The following is a 26,640-nucleotide window of genomic DNA, read 5'->3' as shown; positions in this document are numbered from 1 at the left end:
GCCATGCCCGTTGCGAGTGACCAGACCTTTCCCTTTCCTTTGCTGATCGGCGACATCGGCGGTACGAATGCCCGTTTCGCCTTGCTCATCGACGCCTATGCCGAGCCGCGGCAACTGCCGCCGATCAAGACCGGCGATTTCGAGACCATCGAGGAGGCGATGCAAAAAAGCATCCTCGACAAGACATCGCTGCGTCCTCGCTCGGCGATCCTCGCCGTCGCCGGGCCGATCCAGGGTGACGAGATTCCGCTGACGAATGCCGGCTGGGTCATCCGGCCGAAGGACATGCTTGCGAGCCTCGGACTGGATGACGTGCTGGTCATAAACGATTTCGAGGCGCAGGCGCTGGCGGTTGCCGCGCCGGCCGATGGGGATATCGTGCAGATCGGTGGAGGCAGCGTCCTTCCGCGCAGTTCCCGCGTCGTGCTCGGTCCGGGCACCGGGCTTGGCGTCGCGGGCCTGGTCTTCGCCCAGAACACCTGGATCCCGGTGCCCGGCGAAGGCGGCCATGTCGATATCGGGCCCTCCAGCGAACGCGATTTCCAGATCTGGCCCTTCCTGGAGCCGATCGAGGGACGTATGGCGCGTGAACAGATTCTTTGCGGTCGCGGCATCATGAATCTCTATCGCGCCGTCTGCGCCGCCGACGGGGTCGACCCGGTGCACCCAGACCAGGCTGACGTGACGACGGCGGCGCTTGCGGGGGCAGATCCGGCGGCGGTAGAGACCCTGTCGCTCTTCTGCACCTATCTCGGACGTGTCGCCGGCGACATGGCGCTGATCTTCATGGCCCGTGGCGGCGTGTTCCTCGCCGGCGGCATTTCGCAAAAGATATTGTCCGCACTGATGCAACCGGAGTTTCGCGCGGCCTTCGAGGACAAGGCGCCGCACTCGGCACTGATGCGGACCGTTCCGACTTTTGCGGTGATCCACCCCATGGCAGCTCTTTCCGGGCTCGCCGCCTTTGCGCAGAGGCCCGGCGATTTCGGTGTTGCAACAGAGGGACGGCGCTGGAGAAGCTGACGTGACGATCGTCGCAAAGACTCGCCAACGGGGCTTCAAACCACTATAGAGCCCCGACGCGTGGCGCCGGCGTGCGGCTGCCACTTCGAGGCAGGGAAGACGGGCTTATTGAACGCCAGGGATAGAAAAGAGCGCGCAGTCGATTCCGAAACCATCAGCGGAATTCTGCGGCGCATCATTGCCGAGAATGGCCGCGATCACGTTCGTGGCTATGCCTTTGCCATTCTATGCCTGGTGGTGGTGGCGGCCACGACGGGCTTCACGGCCTGGATCATGGAAACCGTGGTCAACGAGGCCTTCGCCAACCGGCGGTCCGATATCGTGCTCCTGATCTGCGGCGCCATCTTTGCCGCCTTCGTCCTGCGCGGGCTCGCCACCTACGGGCAGGCCGTGGCGCTCTCGAAGATCGGCAACAACATCGTCGCACGCTATCAGCGGCGGCTTTATGCGCATCTCATGGCGCTCAGCGTCGGCTATTTCCACGAGCATCGCTCGGCGCAGTTTGCCGCAAAGATCAGCCAGAACGTCAGCGGCATCCGCGACGTCCTGAACATGACCGTGACGTCGATCGCGCGCGACTTTCTGACCCTCATCGGCCTGATCGCCGTCATGTTCAGCAAGGACTGGCTGCTCTCGCTGATCGTCTTCCTCGTCGCGCCGCCCCTGCTTTTCGGCCTGCGCTACATTTCCAGGCGCCTGCGGGCGGCAACGCGCGAGGCTGTCGAGGTCAACAGCCGCGTTCTCGGGGCGATGCAGGAGACCATCCAGGGCGTCACCATCGTCAAGGCCTTCACGATGGAGGACCAGTTGCGCCGCAAGGTCGAGTCGATCATCGACCGCGCCGAAAACCGGGCGAACCGGATCGCGCGGCTCAGCGAGCGAACGGCGCCGATGACGGAAACCTTTGCCGGGCTCGCCATCTCCAGCGTGCTTGCCTATGCCGCCTTCCGGACCATCTATTACAACGTCCCGCCGGGCGCCTTCTTTGCCTTCGTCGCCGCGCTGCTGATGGCCTACGATCCAGCCCGGCGGCTGGCCCGCCTGCAGGTGTCGCTCGAACGCGCCGCCGTCAATGCGCGCATGATCTACGAGGTCCTCGACACGGTTCCCCATCAGCGGGACCGGCCCGACGCGACCGAGCTGAAGCTTGGCGCGGCAACGGTCGAGCTAAAGGACGTGCGCTTTGCCTATGGCAATGGCGACGAGATCCTCAAGGGCGTCAGCTTCCGCGCCGAGGGCGGCAAGACAACGGCGCTTGTCGGCCCCTCGGGCGCCGGAAAGTCGACGATCATCAGCCTTATACCGCGCTTCTACGATCCGCAGTCGGGTCAGATCCTGATCGACGGCCAGGACATCGCCGGCGTCACCAAGCAGTCGCTGCGCAACGGGCTCGCCTATGTCTCGCAGCAGCCCTACCTCTTCGAAGGCTCGATCCGCGACAACATCCGCTATGGCCGCCCGGATGCCACCGACGCGGAAATCGAGGAGGCCGCGCGGCTTGCCTATGCGCATGACTTCATCCTGGCGCAGCCGCAGGGCTACGACACGCCGGTCGGGGAGCATGGCGTGACCCTTTCCGGCGGTCAGCGTCAGCGCCTGTCGATCGCCCGGGCGCTGGTGCGCAACGCGCCCATTCTTCTTCTTGACGAGGCGACGTCGGCACTCGACACCGAGTCGGAAGCGGCCGTCCAGAAGGCGCTCGATCATGCCATGAGCGGCCGCACCGTCATCGTCATCGCCCACCGGCTCTCCACCATCGTCAACGCAGACAGGATCGTCGTCATGAGCGATGGCCGGGTCGTGGAAGAAGGCGCCCATGACGAGCTTGCGCGGCGTCCGGACGGGCTCTACGCTCGCCTGCACAATCTGCAAGGCCACAGCTCGGACGCCACCGCCGAGGCCGAAATCCTGTAAGAAGCGAGGACAGCGACGATGAGCGAAACGGAGATGAAGCTCGTGGTGGTCGGCGCGGGTGGTCGAATGGGGCAGACGCTGATCCGGACCGTCGCCGGCATGGAAGGGGTGCGGCTGCAGGCGGCGGTCGAGCGGCCCGGTTCGCCCTTTATCGGCCGCGACGCCGGCGAGCTTGCCGGTCTCGGCGCAATCGGAATTCCGGTCACGGACGATCCGCTCGAGGCCTTTCTTCACGCCGACGGCGTGCTTGATTTCACCGCCCCGGCCGGCACCGTCGAGTTTGCGGGCCTTGCCGCCCAGGCGCGAATCGTCCATGTCGTGGGCACGACCGGATGTTCTGCGGACGACGAGATGAAGATCCGCGCCGCCGCCCGCCACGCCCGCGTCGTCAAGTCCGGCAATATGAGCCTCGGCGTCAATCTGCTCGGCGTGCTGACGGAAACGGCGGCGCGCGCCCTTGCCGCTGCCCAATGGGACATCGAGATCCTGGAAATGCACCACAGGCACAAGGTCGACGCGCCATCCGGGACGGCGCTCCTCCTCGGCGAGGCGGCGGCCAAGGGACGGGGGATCGACCTCAGGGACCATTCCGTTCGGGTGCGCGACGGTCATACGGGCGCCCGGCCGCAGGGGACGATCGGTTTTGCGACGCTGCGCGGCGGATCGGTCATCGGCGAGCACTCCGTCATGCTCGCCGGCGAGGGCGAGGTGGTGACGCTGTCGCACAGCGCCACGGATCGCGCGATTTTCGCGCGCGGCGCCGTCACGGCGGCGCTCTGGGCTCGCGACCGAAAGCCCGGTTTCTATTCCATGCTCGACGTTCTCGGGCTCAACTGATCCATCAATCTCTTGAAGAGGAAATCGAAATGAGCGGCACACTCGTCCTCGTCCGGCACGGCCAGAGCGACTGGAACCTGAAGAACCTGTTCACCGGCTGGCGCGATCCGGACCTGACCGAGCTCGGCGTCGAAGAGGCGAAGAGGGGCGGCAAGGCGCTCGCGGACTACGGCATCAAGTTCGACATCGCCTTCACCTCCTCCCTCGTCCGCGCGCAGCGGACCTGCCAGCTGGTGCTCGACGCCGTCGGTCAATCGTCGCTGGAAACGACCCGCGACCAGGCGCTCAACGAGCGCGACTACGGCGATCTCTCCGGGCTCAACAAGGATGACGCCCGCAAGAAATGGGGCGAGGAGCAGGTCCACATCTGGCGCCGCTCCTATGACGTGCCGCCGCCCGGCGGCGAGAGCCTGCGCGACACCGGTGCCCGCGTTTGGCCCTACTATCTGACCGACATCCTGCCGCGCGTGCTTTCCGGCGAGAAGGTGCTGGTCGCTGCCCACGGCAACTCGCTGCGCGCGCTCGTCATGGTGCTCGACCGGCTCACGAAGGAAGAAGTCCTGAACCTCAACCTCGCGACCGGCGTGCCGATGGTCTACAAGCTGAAGTCGGACTCCACGGTCGCCTCCAAGGAAGTGCTCGGCGACATGTTGGGCGCGCATTGAGCGCCATATATCTGTTTTCAAGAAAGGGGCGCCGCGGCGCCCCTTTTATCGCCTCACGCCCTTCCTGCTTCCCAACCGAGAATCGCGCGTTTGCGCGTCAGGCCCCAATGGTAGCCGGTGAGCTCGCCACCCTTGCCAAGCGCGCGGTGGCAGGGCACGACGAAGGAGATCGGGTTACGGCCGACAGCCGCGCCGACGGCCCGGGACGCCGACGGCTGGCCGATCTCGTCCGCGATCCGGGAATAGGTCGTGGCCTTGCCGAAAGGCACCTTCAACAGCGCCTGCCAGACCCTCACCTGAAAATCCGAGCCGATCAGGAAGATCCGGAGCGGCTCCTCGGCTGACCAGTGATCCGAATCGAAGATGCGAGCGGCATAGCGGGTCGTCGCCGCGCTGTCCTCGATATAGGCCGCATTCGGCCACCGGCGCGCCATATCCTCGAAGCTTGCGCGCTCCTCGCCGGGATCGGCAAAGGCAAGACCCGCAAGCCCGCGATCGGTCACCATCACCAATGCCGTTCCGAACGGCGACGGGTGATAGCCGTAGCGAATGGTCAAGCCGCCGCCGCGCGCCTTCCATTCGCCGGGCGACATCGCCTCATGCGTGACGAAGAGATCGTGAAGCCGTCCCGGTCCGGAGAGTCCGACTTCGATACTCGCCTCCAGGAGCGGCATGTCTTCCTCGCGCAGCAGCCGCTTGGCACGATCGAGCGTGACGGCCTGAAGAAAGGCCTTTGGCGAAAGGCCCGCCCAACGGGTAAAGGCCTTCTGCAATTGCGTCGGCGACTGACCCAGCCGGCCGGCAAGCCTCTCGAGTGATGGCTGTTCGCGATAGTCCTCCGTCAGCATCTCGATCACACGCCTGACCGTGTCGTAGTCGGTGCCGTCGGGGGTGATGTCCGTCGGGATGGATGTGGCGACGTTCATGGCTGATCTCCTGTCATGCCGCAGCTAACCACGCAGGGGAGCGGATAACCACCCGATTCCTGTCGCGTGGAATGCCCATGGCGCCGTGGGTCCCTCGGAGGCAAAATGCACTCATTCAATCGAATGACTGTGGGCCCTGAAATCGAAGTCGATTCAGCGGCGCATGCAGTTGCGCGACCTGGCCGTGGAGAGCGCCTGAGCAAAGGCAAGGGCAAAGCTTTCGCGGTCGTCGGGATTGAGGAACGAGCCAATATCGATCTGCCGGCCACGGCTGCCGATCCTCATCGAAACGATACCGATCTCCCGATGCCGCCTGATGATGAAACGGGCCCAGAAAGTGTTGAACCGGTGCTCGGTCATCCGCCCCGACGGTGCGAACTTCTTGACCGAGACGTCAGTGCGCGAAACGCTGACCTCCTCGCGGGCGCGGGCTGTGTGGTAGTTTAGCCAGAAGGCGCCGAAAAGAAGGAAGAAATCCAGGCCGAAGAAGAAGACGATCGGCCAGGCGCCGATGACCAGGAACACGACGATATGAACGAGGCTCATCGCGCCGGCAATCATCAGCAGGATCTTAAAGCCCCTGAAGCCGAGGGAGCGATGCGGCGTAAGCTCCGCCGAAAAGATCGGCTGGTCCTCGATGTGTGGCTGGGCGTTGCCTTCGGTCATACCCAATGACTATAGATGCGCCATGAAAAACGTCAAATCACCGCCGCGAGCCTTGAGGTCGAAATCCGCGACGCCGCGGCGCGCCGGACGCAAGCGCAGCGCCTACAGCACGGCGGAAGTCGAGGAAATCTTTCGCCGCTTCTCGGTGCAGCGGCCGGATCCCAAGGGCGAGCTCGAGCATGTCAATGCTTTCACGCTGCTGGTCGCCGTCGCGCTTTCGGCCCAGGCAACGGACGTCGGCGTCAACAGGGCGACCCGCCCGCTCTTCGCCGTTGCCGACACGCCGGAGAAAATGCTGGCGCTCGGCGAAGAGAGACTGCGCGATTACATCAAGACGATCGGGCTCTACCGCAATAAGGCGAAGAACGTCATTGCGCTCTGCAAAAAGCTGATTAGCGACTTCGGCGGCGAAGTCCCGCGTACGCGCGAGGAACTGATCACCCTGCCGGGGGTCGGGCGCAAAACCGCCAACGTCGTCTTGCAGATGGCCTTCGGTCAGGCGGCGATCGCCGTCGACACGCACATTTTTCGCATTGCCAACCGCATACTTCTGGCGCCCGGCAAGACACCGGACGAGGTCGAGGCGCAGCTGCTGCGCGTGATCCCTGAAAAATATCTCTATCACGCGCATCACTGGCTGATCCTGCACGGCCGCTATGTCTGCAAGGCGCGCCGGCCGGAATGCGAACGCTGCGTCATCGCCGACCTCTGCAAATCGCCCGAGAAGAGCTGCGATATCCCGGCCCCGCTCGTGGAACTGCCGCCGCAGATCCTTCCCGTCGCCGGCTGACCGGCGGCGCAATCGCGGTCTTCACGGTGCGATCAGGCGATCGATCAGCCGGTCGATCGCATAGGCATAGTCCGCCCGCGCGGCGCCGGCATCGATCTCGAGCGCAGCCCGGTCGAAAGCGGCCGAGAGCAGGAAGGCCAGCGCCTTGATGGCCTTGTCGCCGAGACGACGCGGAGCCATGGCCGCCGCAAGCCCCTCCTCCAGCGTTCGTCCGCCATGAGCGGCGTCGATCGCCGCCATTTCGGTAACGCCGAGGACTGCCGGTCCGTCGAGCAGCAGGAGCCGGACCCTGCCGGGAACGGCCATGGCGTCGAAATAGGCGGCGGCGCCCGCAAGGAGCGTCTCCCGTGGCGCGAGGCCCGCACCAGCCAATTCTTCGATCGTTGCGGCGACCTTGTCTGCCTCCTTTTCGACCACGGCCCGAAACAGCGCCTTCTTGTCTTCGAAATGATGGTAGAGCGCACCGCGCGTCAGCCCTGCGGCAGCGACGACCTCCGGGGTCGCCGTTTCAGCATAACCCTTTGCGACGAAGAGTTCGCGGGCGGCATCGATTAGGGCCGTGCGCGTTTTGTCCGATCGTTCCCGGTTGGTGTTCCGGAGCCTTTTCCTTTGCATACATTCAGCCTGTATGTTAATAATGATACATGCAGATTGTATGTTATTGGAGAGGCGAGGAAAAGCATGAAATCGACGAGCTATTATCCCGTGATCATGACCGCCGACGTGCAGAGCACGTCCGACTTCTACATCGGCCATTTCCGCTTCCAGGCTCTCTTCAAGAGCGACTGGTATGTGCATCTCCAATCGACGGAGGACGAGCATGTGACGCTCGCAATCCTCGACTACCGCCACGCCACCGTGCCGGAAACGCATAGGGCGCCTGCGAGCGGCCTGCTTCTGAATTTCGAGGTCGACGATCCGGACCGGCTATATGCAGATGCGCAGGCGGCCGGCCTTCCGATCCTGAAGCCGATCTGCGACGAGGCGTTCGGCCAGCGTCACTTCATCACCGCCGATCCGAACGGCGTGATGATCGACATCATCAAGCCGATCCCGCCAAGCGGCGAATTCGCTGCACTGTACGAGCCGACGGCACTGCCGAAGTGATTATGCCCCTTTTGCTCGTTTCGGCTTCCAAATGCCCGGAAAACCGGTATTAACGATTACCGGCCATTCAGGAAACCGGACGGGGGCTCATGACAAGATTCGATGTTCTGACGATCGGCAATGCCATCGTCGATATCATTGCGCGCTGCGACGACAACTTCCTCGTGGAGAACGGCATCATCAAGGGCGCGATGAACCTCATCGACGCGGAGCGGGCGGAACTGCTCTATTCACGCATGGGCCCGGCGGTCGAAGCCTCGGGCGGCAGCGCCGGCAATACGGCGGCGGGTGTCGCCAGCCTCGGAGGGCGTGCCGCCTATTTCGGCAAGATCGCCGACGACCAGCTCGGCCAGATCTTCACCCATGACATCCGCGCCCAGGGCGTGCATTTCCAGACGAAGCCGCTCGAAGCCGTGCCGCCGACCGCGCGTTCGATGATCTTCGTGACCGAGGACGGCGAACGCTCGATGAACACCTATCTCGGCGCCTGCGTCGAGCTTGGTCCAGAGGATGTCGAGGCCGATGTGGTCGCCGAATCCAGGCTGACCTATTTCGAAGGGTACCTCTGGGATCCGCCGCGCGCCAAGGATGCGATCCGCGAGGCGGCGCGCATTGCCCATGCGCATGGCCGCGAAACGGCGATGACACTGTCCGACAGTTTCTGCGTGCACCGTTACCGCGACGAGTTCCTCGATCTGATGCGCTCGGGCACCGTCGACATCGTCTTCGCCAATCGGCAGGAAGCGCTGGCGCTTTACGAAACGGAGAATTTCGACCTGGCACTGGCGAAGCTCGCCAAGGACTGCAAGGTCGCCGCCGTGACGCTGAGCGAGGAAGGCTCTGTCGTCATCCGCGGCAACGAATGCGTGCGGGTGGGGGCAAGCGCAGTCCGGAATGTGGTCGATACCACCGGCGCCGGCGACCTCTATGCCGCCGGCTTCCTCCACGGCTATACGAGCGGCCGCTCGCTCGAAGACTGCAGCCGCCTCGGCAATCTGGCGGCGGGCATCGTCATAGGCCAGATCGGGCCGCGGCCGATGGTGTCGCTCGCCGATGCAGCCAGGGAAGCCGTGCTCCTCTGAGGCGAGGCCGAGGCCTATTTGAAGGCCTCGCCCGGGTACGCGCCCCAGATCTCGCTCTGCGCGATCCAGCCCTCCACCCCTTGCGTTTCGGCATGGCACCAGTCGCCGTTGCATTCACCGATGCGCAGTTGCACGCCCGGCTCCATACGGGCGACGATCGGCGCCGTACCCTGCGGATCGCGCCTTAGATTGACGAAGACGCCCTCGCCCTTGCCGCGCATCCATGGCGCGGCAAGGGCGGTGCGGTCGCCGGAAAGCAGCGCCTGGTTGACCCAGCCCTCCGTCCCGTCGGCATCGCGGACACGGCGCCAATTGTCGTATTCCTGGATGATCTCCACCGGAACGCCGGACTTGAGATAGCGGAACGCTACCGCATAATCGAGGCTTGGGCCTATTCTGAGATTGACGCTTCTCGCCTTCAGGCTGACGAAGCGGGGGAGCGGCAGTCCGCTCGGCCCCTTGGCCGCCTGGGCATGGGCGACGGACGTCAGGGCCGTTCCGAGGAACATGGCCAATAGCAGGGCAGAGGCGTTGAAAATGACATGACGCATGACGAAGCTCATCTTCCGTTCGTAAGCGAAGCTTTATCGATCCACCGCAATGGGCGCGGGTCGTTTCGAACCGACTCGGCCGCAATCTCGCGCGCCGGGCCGGGCACGCGTCGCAAATCCGGTATCTGGGCAGCGACTTTTAATTGTCTTCCCCACCGGGTCTGGTAGAAACTGCGGCTATAGGGAGAAACTATCGCCCAACTTGGTTAAGGACCCGTCAACGAGGGGCCGCTCGCGCGCATGACAAGCAAGAAGAAGCCAACCGTCTACATCACCCGGAAACTGCCGGACGTCGTCGAAACCCGGATGCGCGAATTGTTCGACGCGGAGCTGAACATCGACGACTCGCCGCGCAGCCAGCCGGAGCTCGTCTCCGCGGTCAAGCGGGTCGACGTGCTGGTACCGACGGTGACGGACAGGATCGACGCGGCCCTGATCGAGCAGGCGGGGCCGCAGCTCAAGCTGATCGCCGCCTTTTCCAACGGCGTCGACAACATCGATGTCGATGCGGCCGCCCGCAAGGGCATCACCGTCACCAATACGCCCAACGTGCTGACGGAGGATACGGCCGACATGGTGATGGCACTCATCCTGGCTGTGCCGCGCCGGCTCGCCGAGGGTGCGCGCATCCTGACGGACCGCAAGGGCGAATGGGCGGGCTGGTCGCCGACATGGATGCTCGGCCGGCGCATTGCCGGCAAGCGCATCGGCATTCTCGGCATGGGGCGGATCGGTACTGCGGTCGCCCGCCGCGCCAGGGCGTTCGGCCTGTCCATCCACTATCACAACCGCCATCGCGTCAGCCCGGAAACCGAGGAAATGCTCGAGGCGACCTATTGGGACAGCCTCGACCAGATGCTCGCGCGGGTCGACATCGTCTCGGTCAACTGCCCCTCGACGCCGGCGACGTATCATCTCCTGTCAGCCCGGCGGCTGGCGCTGATGCGTCCGGACAGCTACATCGTCAACACGGCGCGTGGCGACGTTATCGACGAGACGGCGCTGATCAAGTGCCTGCGCGAGGGCAAGATCGCCGGCGCCGGCCTCGACGTCTTCGAGAACGAGCCGGCCGTCAATCCCAAGCTGATCAAGCTCGCCGGAGAAGGCAAGGTCGTGCTCCTGCCGCATATGAGCTCGGCCACGCTCGAGGGGCGCGTCGACATGGGCGAAAAAGTCGTGATCAACATCCGCACCTTCTTCGACGGCCACCGGCCGCCGGACCGCGTCTTGCCGGGGCGGGATTAGACTAAAGCGCCGGCCCGATCACCTTCCTCATCTCGATCGAGGTCGGTCCCGCGAAACCGGGATGGGAAGAGCGGCCCGCTTCGACGAAGCCCCAGGCCGCGAAGATCTTATGGTTCTCCGTGAGTTCGATGCGGGTCTGAAGCCTCAGCGCCGGGAGTGAAAGGCTGCGGGCCTTTTCCTCCGCAATGCCGATCAGATGCCGGCCGATCCCCTTTCCCTGGGAGGCAGGCGCAACCGCGAGTTTGCCAACATAGAGGCAATTCGGCTCGGGCTTCAGGAAGACGCAGCCGCGCAGCTCGCCGCCCGCGATCGCACCGAACGCGATCTCATCGCTCGTCTTCCGGCGCAGCGAGTCCACCGTCAAGGCGTGGGCAGAGGAGGGTGGATCGATCCGTCCATCCATATAGGCAAAGGCGGCGAGAATCAGCGCGAGCAGTTCGTCGTGGCGATCGAAGCCCGGATCTAATCGAATCGTGTCCATCAAGCTTTGCCGCGCCGGTAGCGGATCGTATTGAACTCGGCGGCCATCGCATCGTAGAGCAACAGCCGGCCAACCAGCGGCACGCCGATGCCCGTGACGAGCTTGATGGCTTCCATCGCTTGAAGCGTGCCGATGACGCCGGTGAGCGCGCCGACGATGCCGGCTTCGGCGCAGGCCGGCACAACTCCGGCCGGCGGCTTGGTCGGGAAGAGATCGCGGTAGGACGGGAGGGGATTTCCGCCAGCGTCGATTTCATAGGGCTTCAGCACGGTGACGGAGCCGTCGAAACGGCCGACGGCGCCGGTGACGAGCGGCACGCGGGCTGCTTCCGCCACGTCCGCCGCGAGATAGCGCGTTTCGAAATTGTCGGAGCCGTCGACGACGAGGTCGTATTGGCGGAAGATCGCTTCGGCATTGTCGCGCTGAAGCCTAAGCGCATGCGGCACGACCCTCACATGCGGGTTGAGGTCGGCGATCCGGTCCGCGGCGCTCTCGACTTTTGGCCGGTCGATATCGCTCGTGCCGTGGATGACCTGCCGCTGCAGGTTCGACAGCGACACCCGATCATCGTCGACGACACCCAGCGTTCCGACGCCGGCGGCGGCAAGATATTGCAGGACGGGCGCGCCGAGCCCGCCGGCGCCGACGACGAGCACGCGCGCGGCCTTCAGCTTCTGCTGGCCTGCGCCGCCGATCTCGGCCAGAACGATATGACGCGCATAGCGGGCGATTTCGGAGGGATCGAGGGCTGCTGCGGTCATTTCCTTCTCCGTCTGGATATTCGCCGAAGCGGACTTCGGCAGTGCCGATGTCACTCCGAAATGCGGCCGTTTGCAACTGTCAGGTAGCGCCCCCGCTCGCCGAGCGCCTCGAACATCGCCCGATCCGTGCCGGTCATGAAGGCCTGTCCGCCGAGTTCATCGACGCGATCGAAAAGGGCCGCACGCCGCCTGCGGTCGAGATGGGCGGCGATCTCGTCGAGAAGCAGGACCGGTGCATGGCCGGTCATCTCGCCGACGAGGCGCGCATGGGCAAGCACCAGTCCGATCAGGAGCGCCTTCTGCTCGCCGGTCGAACAGCGTTCCGCCTCCATGTCCTTTTCGTGGTGGCGGATCAGCAGATCGCTGCGGTGCGGGCCGTCGAGCGTGCGGCCCGCGGCGGCGTCACGGGGGCGGCCTTCCTGCAGCATGGCGAGATAGCGCTGCTCGACGTCATAGGCCGGCAGGTCGTGGCAATCGTCGAGGAACCCGGAAAGCGAAAGGCGGGCAGTGGGGAAGGAGCCGTTCGCCCGGTTGCGCTCGACAAGACCCGCGAGCAGGCCCAGCATTTCCAGCCGCGCGCGCGCCATCGATACGCCGAGCCCCGCCATTTCGCGCTCGATCGCCGAAAGCCAGGAAGGATCCGGCCGGAACTCCGAAAGCAGGCGGTTGCGGCTGCGCATGGCGCGGTCGAACTCGCTCGCCCGCCGCCCGTGTTCGGGATCGAGCGAAAGCACCAGCCGGTCGAGAAAGCGGCGGCGATCGCCGGCCGGGCCGGTGAAGAGCCCGTCCATGGCCGGCGTCAGCCAGAGCACGCGCAGGTGGTCGGTAAGTTCGTCGACCGTGCGTGCCGGCGTGCCGTTGAGCCTCAGCCGGCGCGACTGCCCTTCTTCCCCGCCCGCCGTCCCCGTGCCGATTTCGACCGGCCCCGCCATGCCGTCGACCACGGCATATACGGAAAAGCCGTCCGCGGCGCCGACGCGCGCCACATCCGCGTAAGCGGCGCGACGCAGGCCGCGCCCGGGTGACAGGAAGGAGATCGCCTCCATGAGATTTGTCTTGCCCGCACCGTTTTCGCCGGTCAGCACCACATGACGCGGGTCGAGATCAAACGCCACCGAAGCGTAGTTGCGAAAGTCAGTGAGCTTGAGGCGCGTAATGTAGACCTTGTGGGGCATTGCGGGTCCGGATTCGACGTTCCTGTCAGGTAGGACGAAAGGCGAGCCAAGGCAAGGCGAAAGACCGCGCCCGGGCGCCGCCTGTTCTTCCGCGGACGGACCCAAAGTTGGCACGAACGCTGTTCGACGATATATTCTCCCCACCTAATGAACGTGCCGGAAGCGCAGGGAGTTTGACGAACAGAAGAGCAGAAAACCGGGAGGAGACGATGGTTGACGTCAAATGGACAATCAAGGGCCGTGAATTCATTCATTGTAATTGCGCCTATGGCTGCCCCTGTCAGTACAATGCCCTGCCGACGCAAGGGAATTGCCGCGCGATCGGCGTGGTGGAGATCGAGCAGGGGCACCATGGCGATACCCGGCTCGATGGCCTGCGATGCGGCATGATCGTCGCCTGGCCGGGCGCGATCCATGAGGGCGGCGGCGAGGTCGTGCCGATCGTCGATGAGCGCGCTTCCGAGGAGCAGCGCGGGGCACTGTTGCGGATCATGAGCGGACAGGACACCGAGCCCGGCGCGACGTTCTTCCAAGTGTTCTCGACGACTTTCGAGAAGGTCCACGATCCGGTTTTCGCACCGATCGAGTTCGAAATGGACGTGGATGGCCGCACGGCCCGCGTCAACGTTCCGGGCTGGATCGAGGCGCGCGGAGAGCCTATCGTCAATCCGGTGACCGGGACACCCCATCGCGCCCGCCTCACGCTACCGGACGGCTTCGAATACGATACCTGCGAGGTGGGGCGCGGCTGGGCAACGGCGACGGGTCCGGTGTCCGTCTCGCTCTCGGATTCGCACGCGCATTTCGCGAAGCTCCACATGACCGAAAGCGGCGTGGTCCACTGACGCCATGGCTGATGGTGCGCTTGTGAGCCTCTTGCGGCGCGACCGGATGATCGTCGCCGCCTCGCTCGCCACGCTGACGGCGATCTCCTGGATCTACATCCTGTGGCTGGCTGCGACCATGGATATGGGCGGCATGGCCGTGCCCGGAACAGATATGGGCATGGGCACGAATATGGGCATGGGCGCGGATATGCACATGCCGGCGGAAACCGGCAGGTCCCTGGGGACGGATCAGCAAGCCGGCGGACTTGCCTCGGTTCTCGGCCTCGAGCCGCGGCCGTGGAGCGCGGTGGAGGCCGGCGTCATGGCGACGATGTGGATCGTCATGATGGTCGGCATGATGCTTCCCTCGGCGACGCCGATGATCCTTCTCTATGCGCATGTGGGGCGGCACAGCCTGCGCCAGGGGAAGCCCTTCGCCGCAACCGGCTTTTTTGCGGGCGGCTACCTGCTCGCCTGGACGGGCTTCGCGCTCGCCGCAACGCTCGGACAATGGCTGCTCGAAGGAACGCTGCTGTCGCCGGCGCTCGCAAGCGCCAGCCGCGTCTTCAGCGGCATCGTGCTGGTGGTGGTGGGGCTTTACCAGTGGACCCCGCTCAAGGACGCCTGCCTCAGTCATTGCCAGGCGCCGATCGTTTTCATCCAGACCCATGGGGGCTTTCGCCGCGATCCGCGCGGCGCAGTCGCACTCGGCTTTCGCCATGGACTTTATTGCGTCGGCTGCTGCTGGGCCCTGATGGCTCTGCTTTTCGTCGGCGGCATCATGAATGTGCTGTGGATCGCGGCGATCGCTGGCTTCGTTCTCGTCGAGAAGCTGGTGCGCGCCGGGCGCGTTCTTCCCCGTGCGGCCGGCGCGGTGCTCATTGCGGCAGGCCTCTGGCAATTGCTGCCGGGGACGCTCTGACCCAAGCGGAGATCGAGCCCGGCCCGATGTCTGCTTTTGCGCGTCCTGGCCGTCACTCGCTTAACGTGTCGAAGAAATCCTTCATGCGGGAGAAGAAGCCCGCCGACTGCGGATTGTTCTCCTTCGAGGAGATCTGCTCGAACTCCTGCAGGAGTTCTCGCTGTCGCTTGGTGAGCTTCTGCGGCGTCTCGATCTGGATCTGGATATAGAGATCGCCCATCTGGCTGGAGCGCAGCACCGGCATACCCTTGCCCTTCAGGCGGAACTGCTTACCGGCCTGGGTGCCTTCGGGCACCGTCACCCGGGATTTCGTTCCGTCGAGCGTGGTCACGTCGAACTTGCCGCCGAGCGCCCCCGTCGTCATCGAGATCGGAACGCTGCAATAGAGATCGGCGCCGTCGCGCTGGTAGAACTCATGCGGCCTCACCGAAAGGAAAATATACAGGTCGCCCGGCGGACCGCCGCGAAGCCCGGCCTCGCCCTCGCCGGAAAGGCGAATGCGCGTGCCGTCCTCGATACCGGCCGGGATATTGACCGAGAGCGTGCGCTCCTCCATCACCCGGCCCTGGCCGTGACACTTTGTGCAGGGATCGGTGATCGTCTGGCCACGGCCGCCGCAGCTCGGACAGGTGCGTTCGATCGAAAAGAAGCCCTGGGCGGCGCGGATGCGGCCGCTGCCCTGGCAGGTGGAGCAGGTTTTCGGACTGGTGCCGGGCTTGGCGCCCGTTCCGGTGCAGACGTCGCAAGTGACGGAGGTGGGCACACGGATCTGCGCCGTCTTGCCCGTATAGGCCTCCTCGAGCGTGATCTCCATGTTGTAGCGGAGATCCGCTCCGCGCTCGCGCCCGCCCGTCGAGCGGCGCTGGCGGCCGCCCATCATCTCGCCGAAGATGTCCTCGAAAATGTCGGAGAAGCCGCTGGCGCCGCCGCCCGCGAAGCCGTTGCCCATGCCACCCTGCTCGAAGGCCGCATGGCCGTAGCGGTCGTAGGCCGCCCGCTTCTGCGGGTCCTTCAACATCTCATAGGCTTCGTTGATTTCCTTGAAGGTCCGTTCCGCTTCCGTGTCACCGGGATTACGATCCGGATGATACTTCATCGCCAGTTTGCGGAAGGCGCTCTTCAGCTCCTTCTCGTCTGCGTTCTTTCCCACGCCAAGCGTTTCGTAAAGATCACGTTTCATGCTTCAAAGATTGTCCTGTTCACAGGGCTTGCCAGCGCGAAGGATCCGACGGATGCGAATATCTTGCACAGGATTTAGTAAACCTGAAAGCGCCATACCATAGCCAAGCCGGGCGTCCGAGCGGTTTTTATCGGAAATATCTCACTTTTGCTGCCGCACCGAACCCGCTGGCAAACTCTTCCGGCGCGCTCGAGCCGGCTCCTGCCCGTCGGCCATCGGCGCCCGTCTACCGCTTCGGATGCTTCGGGCAAGAGAAAAGCCCGGGATCGCTCCCGGGCTCGGTTGCGGCAGGACGGCGTTATGCAGACCGCTTGCGGTCGTCCTCGTCCTTGACCTCTTCATAATCGGCGTCGACGACGTCCTCGCCATCGCGCTTGGCGTCGGCTGCCGCGTCGGCATTGGCGGCTTCGGCCTGCTGCGCTTCATAGATCGCCTGGCCAAGCTTCATGGAAACTTCCATGAGCGTGTTGGTCTTGGCCTTGATGTCCTCGGCGTCCGGCTCGGCGACCTCGACGGCGGACTTCAGCGCCGCAATGGCGTCTTCGATCGCCTTGCGGTCCGTTTCCGACACCTTGTCGCCATATTCCTTCAGCGACTTCTCCGAGGAGTGGATCAGGCTTTCGGCCTGGTTCTTGGCCTCGACCGCTTCGCGGCGCTTCTTGTCGGCTTCGGCATTGGCTTCGGCATCCTTCACCATCTTCTCGATGTCGGCATCGGAAAGTCCACCGGAGGCCTGGATGCGGATCTGGTGTTCCTTGCCCGTACCCTTGTCCTTTGCCGATACCTGGACGATGCCGTTGGCGTCGATGTCGAAGGTCACCTCGATCTGCGGCACACCGCGCGGCGCCGGCGGAATGCCGACGAGATCGAACTGGCCGAGCAGCTTGTTGTCGGCCGCCATTTCACGCTCGCCCTGCGAGACGCGGATGGTCACGGCGGACTGGTTGTCGTCGGCCGTCGAGAAGACCTGGCTCTTCTTCGTCGGGATCGTCGTGTTGCGCTCGATCAGACGGGTGAAGACGCCGCCGAGCGTTTCGATGCCGAGCGACAGCGGGGTCACGTCGAGCAGCAGCACGTCCTTGACGTCGCCCTGCAGAACGCCGGCCTGGATGGCGGCGCCCATCGCGACCACCTCATCCGGGTTGACGCCCTTGTGCGGCTCCTTGCCGAACAGCTGCTTCACGGTTTCCTGGACCTTCGGCATGCGGGTCATGCCGCCGACGAGAACGACTTCGTCGATTTCGGCAGCCGAGACGCCGGCATCCTTCAGCGCCGCCTTGCAGGGGGCAATCGTCTTCTGGATGAGATCCTCGACCAGGCTTTCGAACTTGGCGCGCGACAGCTTCATCGTCAGGTGCTTCGGACCGCTTGCATCGGCCGTGATGAACGGCAGGTTGATTTCGGTCTGCTGCGAGGACGACAGCTCGATCTTCGCCTTTTCGGCTGCCTCTTTCAGGCGCTGCAGCGCGAGCTTGTCGTTCTTGAGGTCGATGCCCTGCTCCTTCTTGAACTCGGCCGCGAGGTACTCGACGAGACGCATGTCGAAGTCTTCACCGCCGAGGAAGGTGTCGCCGTTGGTGGACTTCACCTCGAAGACGCCGTCGCCGATTTCGAGCACCGAGATATCGAAGGTGCCGCCGCCCAGGTCGTAGACGGCGATTGTCTTGCCTTCCTTCTTGTCGAGGCCGTAGGCGAGCGCGGCCGCAGTCGGCTCGTTGATGATGCGCAGCACTTCGAGACCGGCGATCTTGCCGGCGTCCTTGGTGGCCTGGCGCTGGGCGTCGTTGAAGTAGGCGGGGACGGTGATGACGGCCTTCTCGACCTTTTCACCGAGATAGGATTCGGCGGTCTCCTTCATCTTCTGAAGGATCATCGCGGAGATCTGCGACGGCGAGTAGGTCTTGCCGTGCGCCTCCACCCAGGCGTCGCCATTGTCGGCCTTGATGATCTTGTAGGGGACCATCCCCTTGTCCTTCTGCGTCGTCGGGTCCGCGAAAGTGCGGCCGATGAGGCGCTTGATCGCAAAAAGGGTATTTTCCGGATTGGTGACCGCCTGGCGCTTGGCCGGCTGGCCGACGAGGCGTTCGCCGTCGTCCGTGAAGGCCACCATCGAGGGGGTCGTGCGCGCGCCCTCGGCGTTTTCGATCACCTTCGCGTCCTTTCCGTCCATGACGGCGACGCAGGAGTTCGTCGTTCCGAGGTCGATACCAATAACTTTAGCCATGTCGTTCTCTCCTTACAGCGGACTGTCGGAACCCCGGTCAGGCATTCATGGGACAGCCCCTAGCGGGATGGTCTTCAATTGGAACGCAGCGACGGGCTGCGTCGATGCGGCGTATATAAGGACCGGCGTATCGGACTGCAAGGCATTCTGCGGCTTGAGCAGCGGCAAATACAAGCCGCTTTTTGCACATCGGCAAAGCCCGTCCGCAAAGGGGATTCGCCGCCCGCACCGCAGTTCGGGGCGGAAGCCCCGTCAGCCGCCGGTCAAAAGCTCGAACAGCGTCGTGCGGCGGGTCGTTCCCGTCGCCTCGCCGACGCCGGCCGGTGGCATCGGATCGCTGCCGGCCGGCTCTCCCGCCGGGCGCGTCTGATCGACCGCGAGCGCACCGTCGACGGGCGGAGGTTCGGGGAAAGCCTCGGCGTCGCCCCCGACAAAGCCATCGCCATTCGCAAGTGCGCCGGCAACAGCGCCGCCCTGATCGAAAACCGGCTGCACACCGGTCGTGCCGAAGAGCGGCGAAGGCGACAGGCCCCTATGGGCAGCGACCATGAAATCGTGCCAGGCTTTGGCCGGCAAGCCGCCGCCGGTCACCTTCTTCATCGACTTGCCGTCATCATTGCCGAACCAGACGCCGGTTGTCAGGTTGGAGGTGTAGCCCACGAACAGCGCGTCGCGGAAGGACTGCGTCGTGCCGGTCTTGCCCGCCGCCTCCCAGTCCGGGAGGCGGGCCCTCTTGCCGGTGCCGTTCGTCAGCACGCGCACCATCATCTGGTTCATCTCGCTGACGATCGCCGGATCGAGCACGCGCGGCGGATTGTCGTAGGTGTTTTCGTAGAGCACGGTTCCGTCCGCGGTGGAAATGCGGCGGATGACATGCGGCGTCGCCTTGAAGCCGCCATTCATGAAGGGCGCATAGGCCGAGGTAAGCTCGACGAGGCTCACCTCCGACGTTCCGAGCGCGATCGAGGCGTTCGCCTGCATCTCGGAATCGATCCCGAGCCGATGCGCGAGCTTGACCACGTTCTGCGGCCCGACCTCCATGACCAGCTGGGCGGCGATCGTGTTCAGCGAATTGGCCAGCGCATCGGCGAGCGTCACCTCGCCGCGATATTTCTGGTCATAGTTCTCCGGCGTCCAGTTGCCGATCCGGACCGGCGCATCGTTGCGGACCGACATCGGCGTGCGGCCGATTTCGAGCGCGGCCGCATAGACGAAGGGCTTGAAGGCGGAACCCGGTTGGCGCTTCGCCTTGGAGGCGCGGTCGAACTGGCTTTCGGCATAGTCCCTGCCGCCGACGAGCGCCCGGATGGCGCCGGTGCCGTCGATCGAGACGAGGGCTGCCTGGGCGGCATTGAGCTTGCCACCCTCCTCGTCGAGCGTGGCGGCGATGACCTCCTCGGCCTTTTTTTCCAGCGCCAGGTCGATGGTGGTGTCGACGATCAGGTCCTGATTGATCTCGCCGATCATGCCGGGAAGCTGGTCCATCACCATGTCGGCGACGTAATACTGCGCTCCCGACCAGAAGCTTTTCGCCCGCGTCGGCGTTTGCGACATCGCCGTCTTGATCTCGGCGTCGGTGATGTAGCCTTCCTCGCGCATTGCGCCGAGCACCACCTGAGCGCGCTCCTCGGCTGCTTCCGGGTCGCGCGCGGGCGAGAGGCGCGAAGGCGCCTTCAAGAGGCCGGCAAGCATCGCCGCCTCGCCGAGATTGACGTCGCGCGCCGACTTGTTGAAATAGCGCCGCGCCGCAGCCTCGACACCATAGGCGTTGGAGCCGAAGAAGACGCGGTTCAGATACATCGTCAGGATCTGGTCCTTCGTGTATTTGTGCTCGAGCCAGAGCGCGAGCAGAACCTCCTGCACCTTGCGTTCGAGCGTACGCTCGGGCGAAAGGAACAGGTTTTTGGCGAGCTGCTGCGTCAACGTCGAGCCGCCCTGGACCATGCGGCCGCTCGTAAGATTTGTCAGCATGGCGCGCGCGAGCCCCAGCGGGTCGACGCCGAAATGCCAGTAGAAGCGGCGATCCTCGATGGCGATCACCGCCTGCGGGATGTAGGGCGACATCTCCTCGAGCGCGAGCGCCTCGCCGCCGGTCGCGCCGCGATTGGCGATGATGTCGCCGGCGACCGCGAGGATCTTGACGTTCGGCGGCCGGTCCGGGATCGTCCAGGTCGTCGCGCTCGGCATGCGCGCGCCATAATAGAGGACGAGCCCGCCGACACCGATCGCACCCCAGATGCCGAGCACGATGCACCAGTAGAAGAGGCGGCGCGCAAGGCCGAAGAAACCCCCGCCGGAGCCGCCCCGGCGGCGCCCGCCGCCAGGTTCGCGCCGCTTCTTCGATGCACTCCGGGCGCGATTCGCCACTCGACCCCCGCCGCTCACGCGGTCGGTCGCGTCGACGCGCAGGCCGTCGTCCTCATCGTCGCCAAAGGAAGGTTCGATCCGCTGTCCTGATTTTCTGCTCGCCATGCCGGAAGGATATGTCCCCTGGATCACGATGATGGTCAATCAAAACGCGATCGATTCTGATAGGTCGGCGCCGGACAGGGCGGAAATCCCGCTATTGTTCCTGATCCCGCTCCGATCGTCGGCCCGCTTCACCAATCTCCCTAGCCCTATTGCGCGTCTGAAAAGACGCGCGGCGCCGTAGCGATTGCCGGTGTCACGCGAGGCTCTACGGCGCTGCGCGTCCTGGACCGAGGTCGCCAGCAGGTCCGACCGCGCCGATGCGTTGAACTCTAAATGCGGCAATTTAAGGGGGCGTTAAGAAGCGGGATAGGGAAAAATGCCGAGGGTTCAAGGCGTTGCGGCTGCTCCTCCCGAAACGCAATCCCCAAGACGCCGCCCGCAGGCACGGATCGAATCGGTGGAACCAGTCGGGCCTGCCGGAGTTGATAGGAGGTTCCGATGTGCGTCCCATGCAATGCTGCAATGCAACATCGACACTGTTACGTCAGGCGGAATGATTTATATTCCTCCTCATCGAAGCGCTGCACCTCCTCCCGCGGCGCTCGGTGTCGGTCGGTTCACTCCTCCTCCCAAGAGCCGGCCTAGATTAAAGACCCCGACGCCACCTCCTCCCGGCTCGGGGTCTTTTTATTTCTCTCGGCCCCGGGCATTGGCCACGGCCGCTACAGCGGCGCGCGTCTTGTCAGACGCGCAAAGATCACGGTAGCACTTTGAAGAGAAATGCAGTAGGCGCGTGTATCGGCAACGGCATGAAACCCAAGGCAAACGGCTACGTCTTCGCGCTTTCTGCAATCGTCATCTTCTCGATTCAGGACGGCATCTCCAAACATCTCGGCGCCATCTACCCGCCGGTTTTCGTGGCGATGATCCGCTATTGGGTCTTTGCCGCCTTCGCGGTCTTCCTTGCAGCGCGGGCGCCGGGCGGGCTTGCTGTGACGGCGGTGACGAAGAGGCCGGCGTTGCAAGTGATGCGCGGCATGCTCCTGCCGGCGCAGATCGTCGTCATCATCACCTCCTTCACCGTCGTCGGGCTTGCGCTGTCGCAGGCGATCCTGGCGGCCACCCCGATCTTCGTCGCGCTCCTGTCCATGCCCCTGCTCGGCGAGCGCGTCGGCTGGCGGCGCTGGACCGCGATCGGGGCCGGACTTCTCGGCGTGCTTCTGATCCTGAAGCCCGGCGGGAACGCATTCGACATGGAGTTTTTGCTGCCGCTGACCGGGGCGCTGATGTTTGCGATCTATGTGATCGCGACACGGCTCGTCAGCCGCGACGACCCGGCGATGACCAGCTTCTTCTATACGGGTGTCGTCGGCGCCGTTTCGATCAGCCTGGTCGGCCCCTTCTTTTGGACGAATCTTGCACCTTTCGACTGGGGCTGGATGCTGTTGCTTTGCATCACCGGCAGTGTCAGCCACTATTTCCTCATTCGCGCCTATGACATGCTGGACGCGGTCGCGGTCCAGCCGCTTACCTATCTGCAGCTCGTCTTCGCCTCGATCATGGGCGTCACCATCTTCGGCGAGACATTGACCACGAACATGATCGCCGGTTCGGCTATGGTGGTGGCCGCCGGCATCTTCACCGTCTGGCGCGAACGCGTCGTCGCAAGGCGCAAGGCCGGCCTGTCGCGATGACGGACAAGGGGCGCTCGCTCTCGTCCACGTGAGGAGGCGGCCCACCAGGATTCACGTCTGGAAGAAACGCTTGCGTAACGATCGGGCGGCTAGGGTGCCGGCGAGTGGTTTTGCGCAGGAGTTTCCCTTGCCGGTCGAACTGACGCCCTCCCAAGCGCTGGGGCTCTGGCACGCGGTCTCGCGCGAGCAGGTGCGCGTCGACAGCCGCGACCTCACGCTGCGCCAGATGGCGATCCTGCTCGAAATCTATCTGGTGCCGCCGCCGCACACCGTGCGCGGCCTCGCCGCGACCCTCGGCGTGACGAAACCGGTAATCACGCGGGCGCTCGACACCATGGGCGCGCTCGGTCTCGTCGATCGGGTGCGCGACGACCGCGACCGACGCAATGTCATCATCAAACGCACGGTCGAGGGTGCTCTCTACCTTGAAAAATTCGGCGATCTGATCATCAATCAGGGACGGAAACTGTGAGCTCAGCCATGCCCGACACCCTCGATCGCCGTCTCAATGCCTATCGCGAGGACCTTGCCGAGGCGCGCCTGCGCGGCGTGATAGATGCGAAGCGCTACGTCGAAGGCAGGCCGGCGACGGTCTCAGCGCCGGTGACGCCGCTCAGGGCAAGGCCGGACCTTGCCTGTGGTGCGGATACGGAGCTGCTCTATGGCGAGGCGGCGCGGGTTCTCGACGTCGCCGACGGCTGGGCCTGGGTCAAATCCGAGCTCGACGGTTACGTCGGCTATGTGCCACACGGCGCGATGGAAGAAGCGACCCTGCCTCCGACCCACATCGTCCAGGTGCCGCGGACCTTCGCCTATCGCGGCGCGGACCTGCGCTTTCCTCAGGCCTTCGCCCTTTCGATGGGAAGCCGGCTCACAGTCGTCGGGGAGACGGAGACGCGCGGCATGCGCTATTTCCTGCTCGATGGCGGGCTGGCGGTCGTCGCCGATCATTGCGCCCCGGCCGGGCTACCTGTCGCTGAAGACTACGTGTCGGTTGCCGCCCGCATGCTTGAAACGCCCTATCTGTGGGGCGGCCGCTCCGGTTTCGGCATCGACTGCTCCGGCCTTGTCCAGCTTTCCATGCTGATGACGGGTCGCCACGTTCCGCGCGACACCGATATGCAGGTGGAGGCGATCGGCAGGCCGATCGGGCGCGAAGAGCTCGTTCGCGGCGATCTCGTCTTCTGGAAAGGCCATGTCGCCATCATGGAAGACGAGCTGACACTGCTGCATGCAAACGGCCACACTATGACCGTCGCCCGCGAAGGGCTGGACGACGCCATCCGCCGGATCGGCTGGCTCTACGCTCAGCCGACCGGATATCGGCGGCCTTGAGATCATCGCGTGCGCAGGTTTGGCGCGACGGCGCGAATCACATCAACAGATAGGCCCAGGCGGAAACGCTGACGACGCCGAGCGCCGTGGTCAGCGTGATCGTCGAGGAGGCGAGCGCATGGCCGACATTGAAATGGTTGGCGATCAGCCAAGCGTTGACGCCGGTCGGCACGGACGAGGTCAGCACCAGAGCGGCGGTCCAGCTCTCGCTCAAGCCCAGGAGATGACAGGCGGCGAAGACGGTGCCCGGCAGCACCACGAGCTTCAGACCGCTGGTGACGCTGGCGAGCCCGGTATTGCCAGCCACACCGTAGCGGTCGAGCGCCATGCCGATCGAGATGAGCGCAGCAGGTGCTGCAACGGCAGCAAGCTGATCGACGACGATTTTCGCCGGCCCGCCGAGCGGCTGGCCGAGGAGGTGAAAGAGCGCGCCGAGGGCAAGCCCGATCACCAGCGGATTGCGGACGAGATTGCGCGCGACGCCCGCAAGCAGCCGGCCGAGCCCCTGGCCCGGCTTGCCGCTCGTCTTACGCTCGGCGCGTTCCATGAACACCGTTCCGGCGATCATCATCACCGGCAGATGCACCGAGAGCAGGATCGAAAGCGCCACCACGCCCTCCTCCCCCACCACACGCGAGACCAGCGGCAGGCCGATGAAGACCGTATTGGCGAAAGCCGAGGATACGCCCGCGAGCACGCCCATGCGAGGGTCGCGCCCGAAACCGAGCGTCGCGGCGAGATGGCCCATGGTCCAGGTGACTGCGACGCCGGAGAAATAAGCAAGCCAGAGCGGCCACGGCGAGCCCTCCCGGAAATCCGCCTCGGCAATGGTGCGGAAGAGCAGGACCGGCACGGCGACGCGGAAGACGAAATCGCCGAGCGCCTCGCCGACGGCCGGTTTCAGGTAGCCGAACCGCACCACCAGCCAGCCGGTCAGAATCAGAATGAAGATCGGAAGCACGTTCAGAAAGACTTCGGACATCGATGGGCCTTGGTCCAGAAAGATGGGGAAGCGATCCGGAGGGACGGGTGGCGCGGATCGCGGAAATCGCGCCTTCTTTGATGGAGGTTTAGCGCATCGGCCCGACGATCGGAACCGGTTTTCGGAAATCTCGATGCGCGGATCCAAGCGTTTCAGCGATCTTTGCGCGCCGGGAAAGACGCGGCGCTGCAATGTCATGGCCACGATCGCAGGAGCAAGCATGCCGCCCGGCTTCGGAACATTTCGGTCCGCACAAGCGTTGGCCTCGACGGGGTATGGACATGGCTACGGAGCATTCGATCTATTCACGCGGAGACGACCACCCGCATCTGACCGACGACGCGCTGGCGGAGAAGGTTGGACGCTTCCTTCGTTATGCGACCACAATCGACACGCGCGATGTTTCCATCACCGCAATGGGCAACTGGATCCTGCTTTCGGGGACGGTCGCGACGGAGGCGGACGTCGCCCATCTCGGCGAAGCCGCAGCCGCGGTGATCGGCGTCGCGCGCGTCGACAATCAGCTGACGGCGCGCGGAGAAAAAGCGGAGGAATGACCCCCGCGGATCAGGAGATTGCATGGTGGAGAACCGCATCGAAAAGACCGTCGAGGTGAACGCACCGGCCGAAGACGTCTGGCACGCCCTGACCGACCACAATGCCTTCGGGGAATGGTTTCGGGTTCGGCTCGACGGACCTTTTGTCGTCGGGGAGGTCACCACCGGCGAAATAACCTATCCGGGCCATGAAGGAGTCAAATGGACTTCGGTCACGGAGCGCATGGAGGCGCCGCGGCTTTTTTGGTTCCGGTGGCCGCACTCGCAAGACCCGGATCCGGATCCGTTGCGGGAACCCGCGACGCGGGTCGAATTTCACCTGCAGCCGACGGCCACGGGCACGCGCCTGACGATCATCGAATCCGGGTTCGACAACTTGCCGGAGGACCAGCGGGCGGCGGCTTTGCGCAGCAATGACGAGGGATGGGAAATTCAGGCACGGAACATCAAGACCTATGTCGAAGGCTGATCATCCGTTCGGAATTCACCGCATCTCCGGCTTTCCGGCTTCGACCGCAGGACGTTTTCATTGACGCGGCGCGTCGTCGCGGTACCCTCCCCTCAAGGGAGGACGGCCGATGTGCGGACGCGTCTATATCAAGAGCACTCTCGATGCGCTGCTGCGTGAATTCTCCTTCGCCGAGCGGCAGGCGGTCGAGGGAATGGCAAACCAGCTTCCGCGCTATAACGGTGCGCCGTCGCTCACCTATCCGATTATCATCACCGACGTGATCCGCGACCCGGATGTCTTCGGTCCCACCTTCGTCAGCGCACGCTGGGGACTGATGCCGCGCTGGATGAAGGCGACCGGCCGGCCGCCGGTCAATGCGCGCTGCGAGGGTATCGCGACCAATGGCCTCTTCAAGCACGCCTATCGCAGCCGCCGCTGCCTCATCCCGATCGACGGCTTCTTCGAATGGAAGGACATCTACGGCACCGGCAAGAACAAGCAGCCCTATGCGATCGCCATGAAGTCCGGCGAACCCTTTGCGCTGGCCGGCCTGTGGGAGACCTGGCGCGATCCGAAAACCGACGAGGATATCCGCACCTTCTGCGTCATCACCTGCCCGCCGAACGAAATGATGGCAACAATCCACGACCGCATGCCGGTGGTCCTGCACCGGGCCGACTACGAGCGCTGGCTCTCGCCGGAGCCGGATCCCTCGGAGCTGATGAAACCGTTCCCGGCCGAACTGATGATCATGTGGCCGATCGACAGAAAGGTGGGCTCGCCGAAATACGAAGCGGCGGATATTCTCGAGCAGGTCGACCCGGAGGCCTGAC

At 64.5% G+C, this 26,640-nt stretch carries 27 protein-coding genes; 16 read left to right on the top strand and 11 right to left on the bottom strand.

Features of this window, described 5'->3' with window-relative positions:
- Positions 1-3 precede the first annotated feature (3 nt).
- The 4 genes from AC4P1R_RS16210 (at position 4) to AC4P1R_RS16195 (ending at position 4,439) form a co-directional block, all read left to right on the top strand.
- Positions 4-1,023 carry a glucokinase gene (locus AC4P1R_RS16210; protein WP_069459901.1) on the top strand — a complete coding sequence of 340 codons (1,020 nt, stop codon included), beginning with the start codon at positions 4-6 and terminating at the stop codon, positions 1,021-1,023.
- A 108-nt stretch (positions 1,024-1,131) separates the two neighbouring features.
- Entirely contained in the window at positions 1,132-2,937 is a 1,806-nt protein-coding gene (locus AC4P1R_RS16205) for an ABC transporter ATP-binding protein (protein ID WP_492177202.1), read from the top strand.
- Between the two features lie 18 nt (positions 2,938-2,955).
- Positions 2,956-3,774 carry a 4-hydroxy-tetrahydrodipicolinate reductase gene (gene dapB / locus AC4P1R_RS16200; protein WP_069459903.1) on the top strand — a complete coding sequence of 273 codons (819 nt, stop codon included), beginning with the start codon at positions 2,956-2,958 and terminating at the stop codon, positions 3,772-3,774.
- A 29-nt stretch (positions 3,775-3,803) separates the two neighbouring features.
- Positions 3,804-4,439, top strand: coding sequence for a 2,3-bisphosphoglycerate-dependent phosphoglycerate mutase (locus AC4P1R_RS16195; RefSeq protein ID WP_492177201.1), 636 nt, complete (start codon positions 3,804-3,806; stop codon positions 4,437-4,439).
- A gap of 53 nt (positions 4,440-4,492) precedes the next feature.
- On the opposite strand, the gene AC4P1R_RS16190 is transcribed toward AC4P1R_RS16195, so the two are convergent.
- Both AC4P1R_RS16190 and AC4P1R_RS16185 read right to left on the bottom strand, forming a co-directional pair.
- Positions 4,493-5,365, bottom strand: coding sequence for a methylated-DNA--[protein]-cysteine S-methyltransferase (locus AC4P1R_RS16190; RefSeq protein WP_492177200.1), 873 nt, complete (start codon positions 5,363-5,365; stop codon positions 4,493-4,495).
- Between the two features lie 153 nt (positions 5,366-5,518).
- The gene (locus AC4P1R_RS16185) at positions 5,519-6,031 is read right to left on the bottom strand and encodes a DUF2244 domain-containing protein (protein WP_069459906.1); all 513 of its coding nucleotides are present in this window, start codon (positions 6,029-6,031) and stop codon (positions 5,519-5,521) included.
- A 22-nt stretch (positions 6,032-6,053) separates the two neighbouring features.
- Here AC4P1R_RS16185 and nth point away from each other — a divergent pair, with 22 nt between their 5' ends.
- On the top strand, positions 6,054-6,821 hold the full coding sequence (gene nth / locus AC4P1R_RS16180) for an endonuclease III (RefSeq protein ID WP_069459907.1): 768 nt from the start codon (positions 6,054-6,056) through the stop codon (positions 6,819-6,821).
- Between the two features lie 21 nt (positions 6,822-6,842).
- Here nth and AC4P1R_RS16175 read toward each other — a convergent pair whose 3' ends face one another.
- A complete protein-coding gene (locus tag AC4P1R_RS16175; protein ID WP_069459908.1) occupies positions 6,843-7,436 on the bottom strand; it encodes a TetR/AcrR family transcriptional regulator in 594 nt (197 codons plus the stop codon).
- Positions 7,437-7,502: 66 nt separating this feature from the next.
- Here AC4P1R_RS16175 and AC4P1R_RS16170 point away from each other — a divergent pair, with 66 nt between their 5' ends.
- Positions 7,503-7,928, top strand: coding sequence for a VOC family protein (locus AC4P1R_RS16170; protein WP_069459909.1), 426 nt, complete (start codon positions 7,503-7,505; stop codon positions 7,926-7,928).
- A gap of 89 nt (positions 7,929-8,017) precedes the next feature.
- Complete coding sequence (locus AC4P1R_RS16165; RefSeq protein WP_492177199.1) at positions 8,018-9,010, top strand: adenosine kinase; 993 nt, start codon at positions 8,018-8,020, stop codon at positions 9,008-9,010.
- Positions 9,011-9,024: 14 nt separating this feature from the next.
- Here AC4P1R_RS16165 and AC4P1R_RS16160 read toward each other — a convergent pair whose 3' ends face one another.
- The gene (locus AC4P1R_RS16160) at positions 9,025-9,573 is read right to left on the bottom strand and encodes an SH3 domain-containing protein (RefSeq protein ID WP_083265386.1); all 549 of its coding nucleotides are present in this window, start codon (positions 9,571-9,573) and stop codon (positions 9,025-9,027) included.
- 228 nt (positions 9,574-9,801) lie between these two features.
- Here AC4P1R_RS16160 and AC4P1R_RS16155 point away from each other — a divergent pair, with 228 nt between their 5' ends.
- Positions 9,802-10,806: a 2-hydroxyacid dehydrogenase gene (locus AC4P1R_RS16155; RefSeq protein WP_069459911.1), complete on the top strand. Its 1,005-nt coding sequence runs from the start codon at positions 9,802-9,804 to the stop codon at positions 10,804-10,806.
- Between the two features lies 1 nt (position 10,807).
- Here the strand turns inward: AC4P1R_RS16155 and AC4P1R_RS16150 are convergent, their stop codons facing one another.
- The 3 genes from AC4P1R_RS16150 to recF are packed head-to-tail and all read right to left on the bottom strand — an operon-like array spanning position 10,808 to position 13,223.
- A complete protein-coding gene (locus AC4P1R_RS16150; protein ID WP_069459912.1) occupies positions 10,808-11,287 on the bottom strand; it encodes a GNAT family N-acetyltransferase in 480 nt (159 codons plus the stop codon).
- Positions 11,287-12,048 (bottom strand): molybdopterin-synthase adenylyltransferase MoeB, encoded by a 762-nt coding sequence (locus AC4P1R_RS16145; RefSeq protein WP_151611857.1) that lies wholly within the window; start codon positions 12,046-12,048, stop codon positions 11,287-11,289. Before AC4P1R_RS16145 ends, AC4P1R_RS16150 begins: the two co-directional genes overlap by 1 nt.
- A 50-nt stretch (positions 12,049-12,098) precedes the next feature.
- Positions 12,099-13,223: a DNA replication/repair protein RecF gene (gene recF, locus AC4P1R_RS16140; RefSeq protein ID WP_492177198.1), complete on the bottom strand. Its 1,125-nt coding sequence runs from the start codon at positions 13,221-13,223 to the stop codon at positions 12,099-12,101.
- A 209-nt stretch (positions 13,224-13,432) separates the two neighbouring features.
- On the opposite strand from recF, the gene AC4P1R_RS16135 reads away from it, so the two are divergent.
- Positions 13,433-14,068: a DUF1326 domain-containing protein gene (locus AC4P1R_RS16135; protein ID WP_069459914.1), complete on the top strand. Its 636-nt coding sequence runs from the start codon at positions 13,433-13,435 to the stop codon at positions 14,066-14,068.
- A 4-nt stretch (positions 14,069-14,072) separates the two neighbouring features.
- Positions 14,073-14,972: a DUF2182 domain-containing protein gene (locus AC4P1R_RS16130; protein ID WP_492177197.1), complete on the top strand. Its 900-nt coding sequence runs from the start codon at positions 14,073-14,075 to the stop codon at positions 14,970-14,972.
- Between the two features lie 52 nt (positions 14,973-15,024).
- Here the strand turns inward: AC4P1R_RS16130 and dnaJ are convergent, their stop codons facing one another.
- The 3 genes from dnaJ to AC4P1R_RS16115 all read right to left on the bottom strand — a co-directional run bounded on the left by dnaJ (position 15,025) and on the right by AC4P1R_RS16115 (position 20,848).
- A complete protein-coding gene (dnaJ, locus tag AC4P1R_RS16125) occupies positions 15,025-16,152 on the bottom strand; it encodes a molecular chaperone DnaJ (RefSeq protein ID WP_069459916.1) in 1,128 nt (375 codons plus the stop codon).
- Positions 16,153-16,450: 298 nt separating this feature from the next.
- Entirely contained in the window at positions 16,451-18,376 is a 1,926-nt protein-coding gene (gene dnaK / locus AC4P1R_RS16120) for a molecular chaperone DnaK (protein ID WP_069459917.1), read from the bottom strand.
- Positions 18,377-18,628: 252 nt separating this feature from the next.
- Positions 18,629-20,848, bottom strand: coding sequence for a transglycosylase domain-containing protein (locus AC4P1R_RS16115; RefSeq protein ID WP_492177196.1), 2,220 nt, complete (start codon positions 20,846-20,848; stop codon positions 18,629-18,631).
- 749 nt (positions 20,849-21,597) lie between these two features.
- Between AC4P1R_RS16115 and AC4P1R_RS16110 the strand changes: the two genes are divergently transcribed.
- The 3 genes from AC4P1R_RS16110 (at position 21,598) to AC4P1R_RS16100 (ending at position 23,817) form a co-directional block, all read left to right on the top strand.
- Positions 21,598-22,482: a DMT family transporter gene (locus tag AC4P1R_RS16110; protein WP_069459918.1), complete on the top strand. Its 885-nt coding sequence runs from the start codon at positions 21,598-21,600 to the stop codon at positions 22,480-22,482.
- A gap of 127 nt (positions 22,483-22,609) precedes the next feature.
- Positions 22,610-22,954, top strand: a complete 345-nt coding sequence (locus AC4P1R_RS16105; protein WP_069460035.1) for a MarR family transcriptional regulator — start codon at positions 22,610-22,612, stop codon at positions 22,952-22,954.
- Positions 22,955-22,962: 8 nt separating this feature from the next.
- Positions 22,963-23,817: a C40 family peptidase gene (locus AC4P1R_RS16100; RefSeq protein ID WP_069459919.1), complete on the top strand. Its 855-nt coding sequence runs from the start codon at positions 22,963-22,965 to the stop codon at positions 23,815-23,817.
- A gap of 37 nt (positions 23,818-23,854) precedes the next feature.
- Here the strand turns inward: AC4P1R_RS16100 and AC4P1R_RS16095 are convergent, their stop codons facing one another.
- Positions 23,855-24,799 (bottom strand): AEC family transporter, encoded by a 945-nt coding sequence (locus AC4P1R_RS16095; protein ID WP_069460036.1) that lies wholly within the window; start codon positions 24,797-24,799, stop codon positions 23,855-23,857.
- Positions 24,800-25,080: 281 nt separating this feature from the next.
- Here AC4P1R_RS16095 and AC4P1R_RS16090 point away from each other — a divergent pair, with 281 nt between their 5' ends.
- From AC4P1R_RS16090 to AC4P1R_RS16080, 3 genes are all read left to right on the top strand, one after another.
- Positions 25,081-25,356 (top strand): BON domain-containing protein, encoded by a 276-nt coding sequence (locus AC4P1R_RS16090; protein ID WP_069460037.1) that lies wholly within the window; start codon positions 25,081-25,083, stop codon positions 25,354-25,356.
- Between the two features lie 25 nt (positions 25,357-25,381).
- Positions 25,382-25,825, top strand: a complete 444-nt coding sequence (locus tag AC4P1R_RS16085; protein ID WP_151612006.1) for an SRPBCC family protein — start codon at positions 25,382-25,384, stop codon at positions 25,823-25,825.
- Between the two features lie 109 nt (positions 25,826-25,934).
- Entirely contained in the window at positions 25,935-26,639 is a 705-nt protein-coding gene (locus AC4P1R_RS16080) for an SOS response-associated peptidase (protein WP_069459920.1), read from the top strand.
- Position 26,640: the final 1 nt, after the last annotated feature.

The organism is Sinorhizobium sp. Y406, from assembly GCF_058732025.1.
The sequence above is the reverse complement of the archived record's forward strand: the minus strand, read 5'-3'. Positions and strand labels throughout refer to the sequence as shown.

Excerpts from the sequence above, each read along its gene's own strand:
- AC4P1R_RS16095 (WP_069460036.1), bottom strand. The coding sequence starts at position 24,799 with ATGTCCGAAGTCTTTCTGAACGTGCTTCCGATCTTCATTCTGATTCTG.
- AC4P1R_RS16135 (WP_069459914.1), top strand. The coding sequence starts at position 13,433 with ATGGTTGACGTCAAATGGACAATCAAGGGCCGTGAATTCATTCATTGT.
- AC4P1R_RS16100 (WP_069459919.1), top strand. The coding sequence starts at position 22,963 with ATGCCCGACACCCTCGATCGCCGTCTCAATGCCTATCGCGAGGACCTT.
- nth (WP_069459907.1), top strand. The coding sequence starts at position 6,054 with ATGAAAAACGTCAAATCACCGCCGCGAGCCTTGAGGTCGAAATCCGCG.
- AC4P1R_RS16080 (WP_069459920.1), top strand. The coding sequence starts at position 25,935 with ATGTGCGGACGCGTCTATATCAAGAGCACTCTCGATGCGCTGCTGCGT.
- AC4P1R_RS16210 (WP_069459901.1), top strand. The coding sequence starts at position 4 with ATGCCCGTTGCGAGTGACCAGACCTTTCCCTTTCCTTTGCTGATCGGC.
- AC4P1R_RS16170 (WP_069459909.1), top strand. The coding sequence starts at position 7,503 with ATGAAATCGACGAGCTATTATCCCGTGATCATGACCGCCGACGTGCAG.
- AC4P1R_RS16185 (WP_069459906.1), bottom strand. The coding sequence starts at position 6,031 with ATGACCGAAGGCAACGCCCAGCCACACATCGAGGACCAGCCGATCTTT.
- AC4P1R_RS16155 (WP_069459911.1), top strand. The coding sequence starts at position 9,802 with ATGACAAGCAAGAAGAAGCCAACCGTCTACATCACCCGGAAACTGCCG.
- AC4P1R_RS16175 (WP_069459908.1), bottom strand. The coding sequence starts at position 7,436 with ATGCAAAGGAAAAGGCTCCGGAACACCAACCGGGAACGATCGGACAAA.
- AC4P1R_RS16115 (WP_492177196.1), bottom strand. The coding sequence starts at position 20,848 with ATGGCGAGCAGAAAATCAGGACAGCGGATCGAACCTTCCTTTGGCGAC.
- dnaK (WP_069459917.1), bottom strand. The coding sequence starts at position 18,376 with ATGGCTAAAGTTATTGGTATCGACCTCGGAACGACGAACTCCTGCGTC.
- AC4P1R_RS16150 (WP_069459912.1), bottom strand. The coding sequence starts at position 11,287 with ATGGACACGATTCGATTAGATCCGGGCTTCGATCGCCACGACGAACTG.
- dapB (WP_069459903.1), top strand. The coding sequence starts at position 2,956 with ATGAGCGAAACGGAGATGAAGCTCGTGGTGGTCGGCGCGGGTGGTCGA.
- AC4P1R_RS16160 (WP_083265386.1), bottom strand. The coding sequence starts at position 9,573 with ATGAGCTTCGTCATGCGTCATGTCATTTTCAACGCCTCTGCCCTGCTA.
- AC4P1R_RS16130 (WP_492177197.1), top strand. The coding sequence starts at position 14,073 with ATGGCTGATGGTGCGCTTGTGAGCCTCTTGCGGCGCGACCGGATGATC.
- AC4P1R_RS16090 (WP_069460037.1), top strand. The coding sequence starts at position 25,081 with ATGGCTACGGAGCATTCGATCTATTCACGCGGAGACGACCACCCGCAT.
- AC4P1R_RS16110 (WP_069459918.1), top strand. The coding sequence starts at position 21,598 with ATGAAACCCAAGGCAAACGGCTACGTCTTCGCGCTTTCTGCAATCGTC.
- dnaJ (WP_069459916.1), bottom strand. The coding sequence starts at position 16,152 with ATGAAACGTGATCTTTACGAAACGCTTGGCGTGGGAAAGAACGCAGAC.
- AC4P1R_RS16165 (WP_492177199.1), top strand. The coding sequence starts at position 8,018 with ATGACAAGATTCGATGTTCTGACGATCGGCAATGCCATCGTCGATATC.
- AC4P1R_RS16190 (WP_492177200.1), bottom strand. The coding sequence starts at position 5,365 with ATGAACGTCGCCACATCCATCCCGACGGACATCACCCCCGACGGCACC.
- AC4P1R_RS16145 (WP_151611857.1), bottom strand. The coding sequence starts at position 12,048 with ATGACCGCAGCAGCCCTCGATCCCTCCGAAATCGCCCGCTATGCGCGT.
- AC4P1R_RS16195 (WP_492177201.1), top strand. The coding sequence starts at position 3,804 with ATGAGCGGCACACTCGTCCTCGTCCGGCACGGCCAGAGCGACTGGAAC.
- recF (WP_492177198.1), bottom strand. The coding sequence starts at position 13,223 with ATGCCCCACAAGGTCTACATTACGCGCCTCAAGCTCACTGACTTTCGC.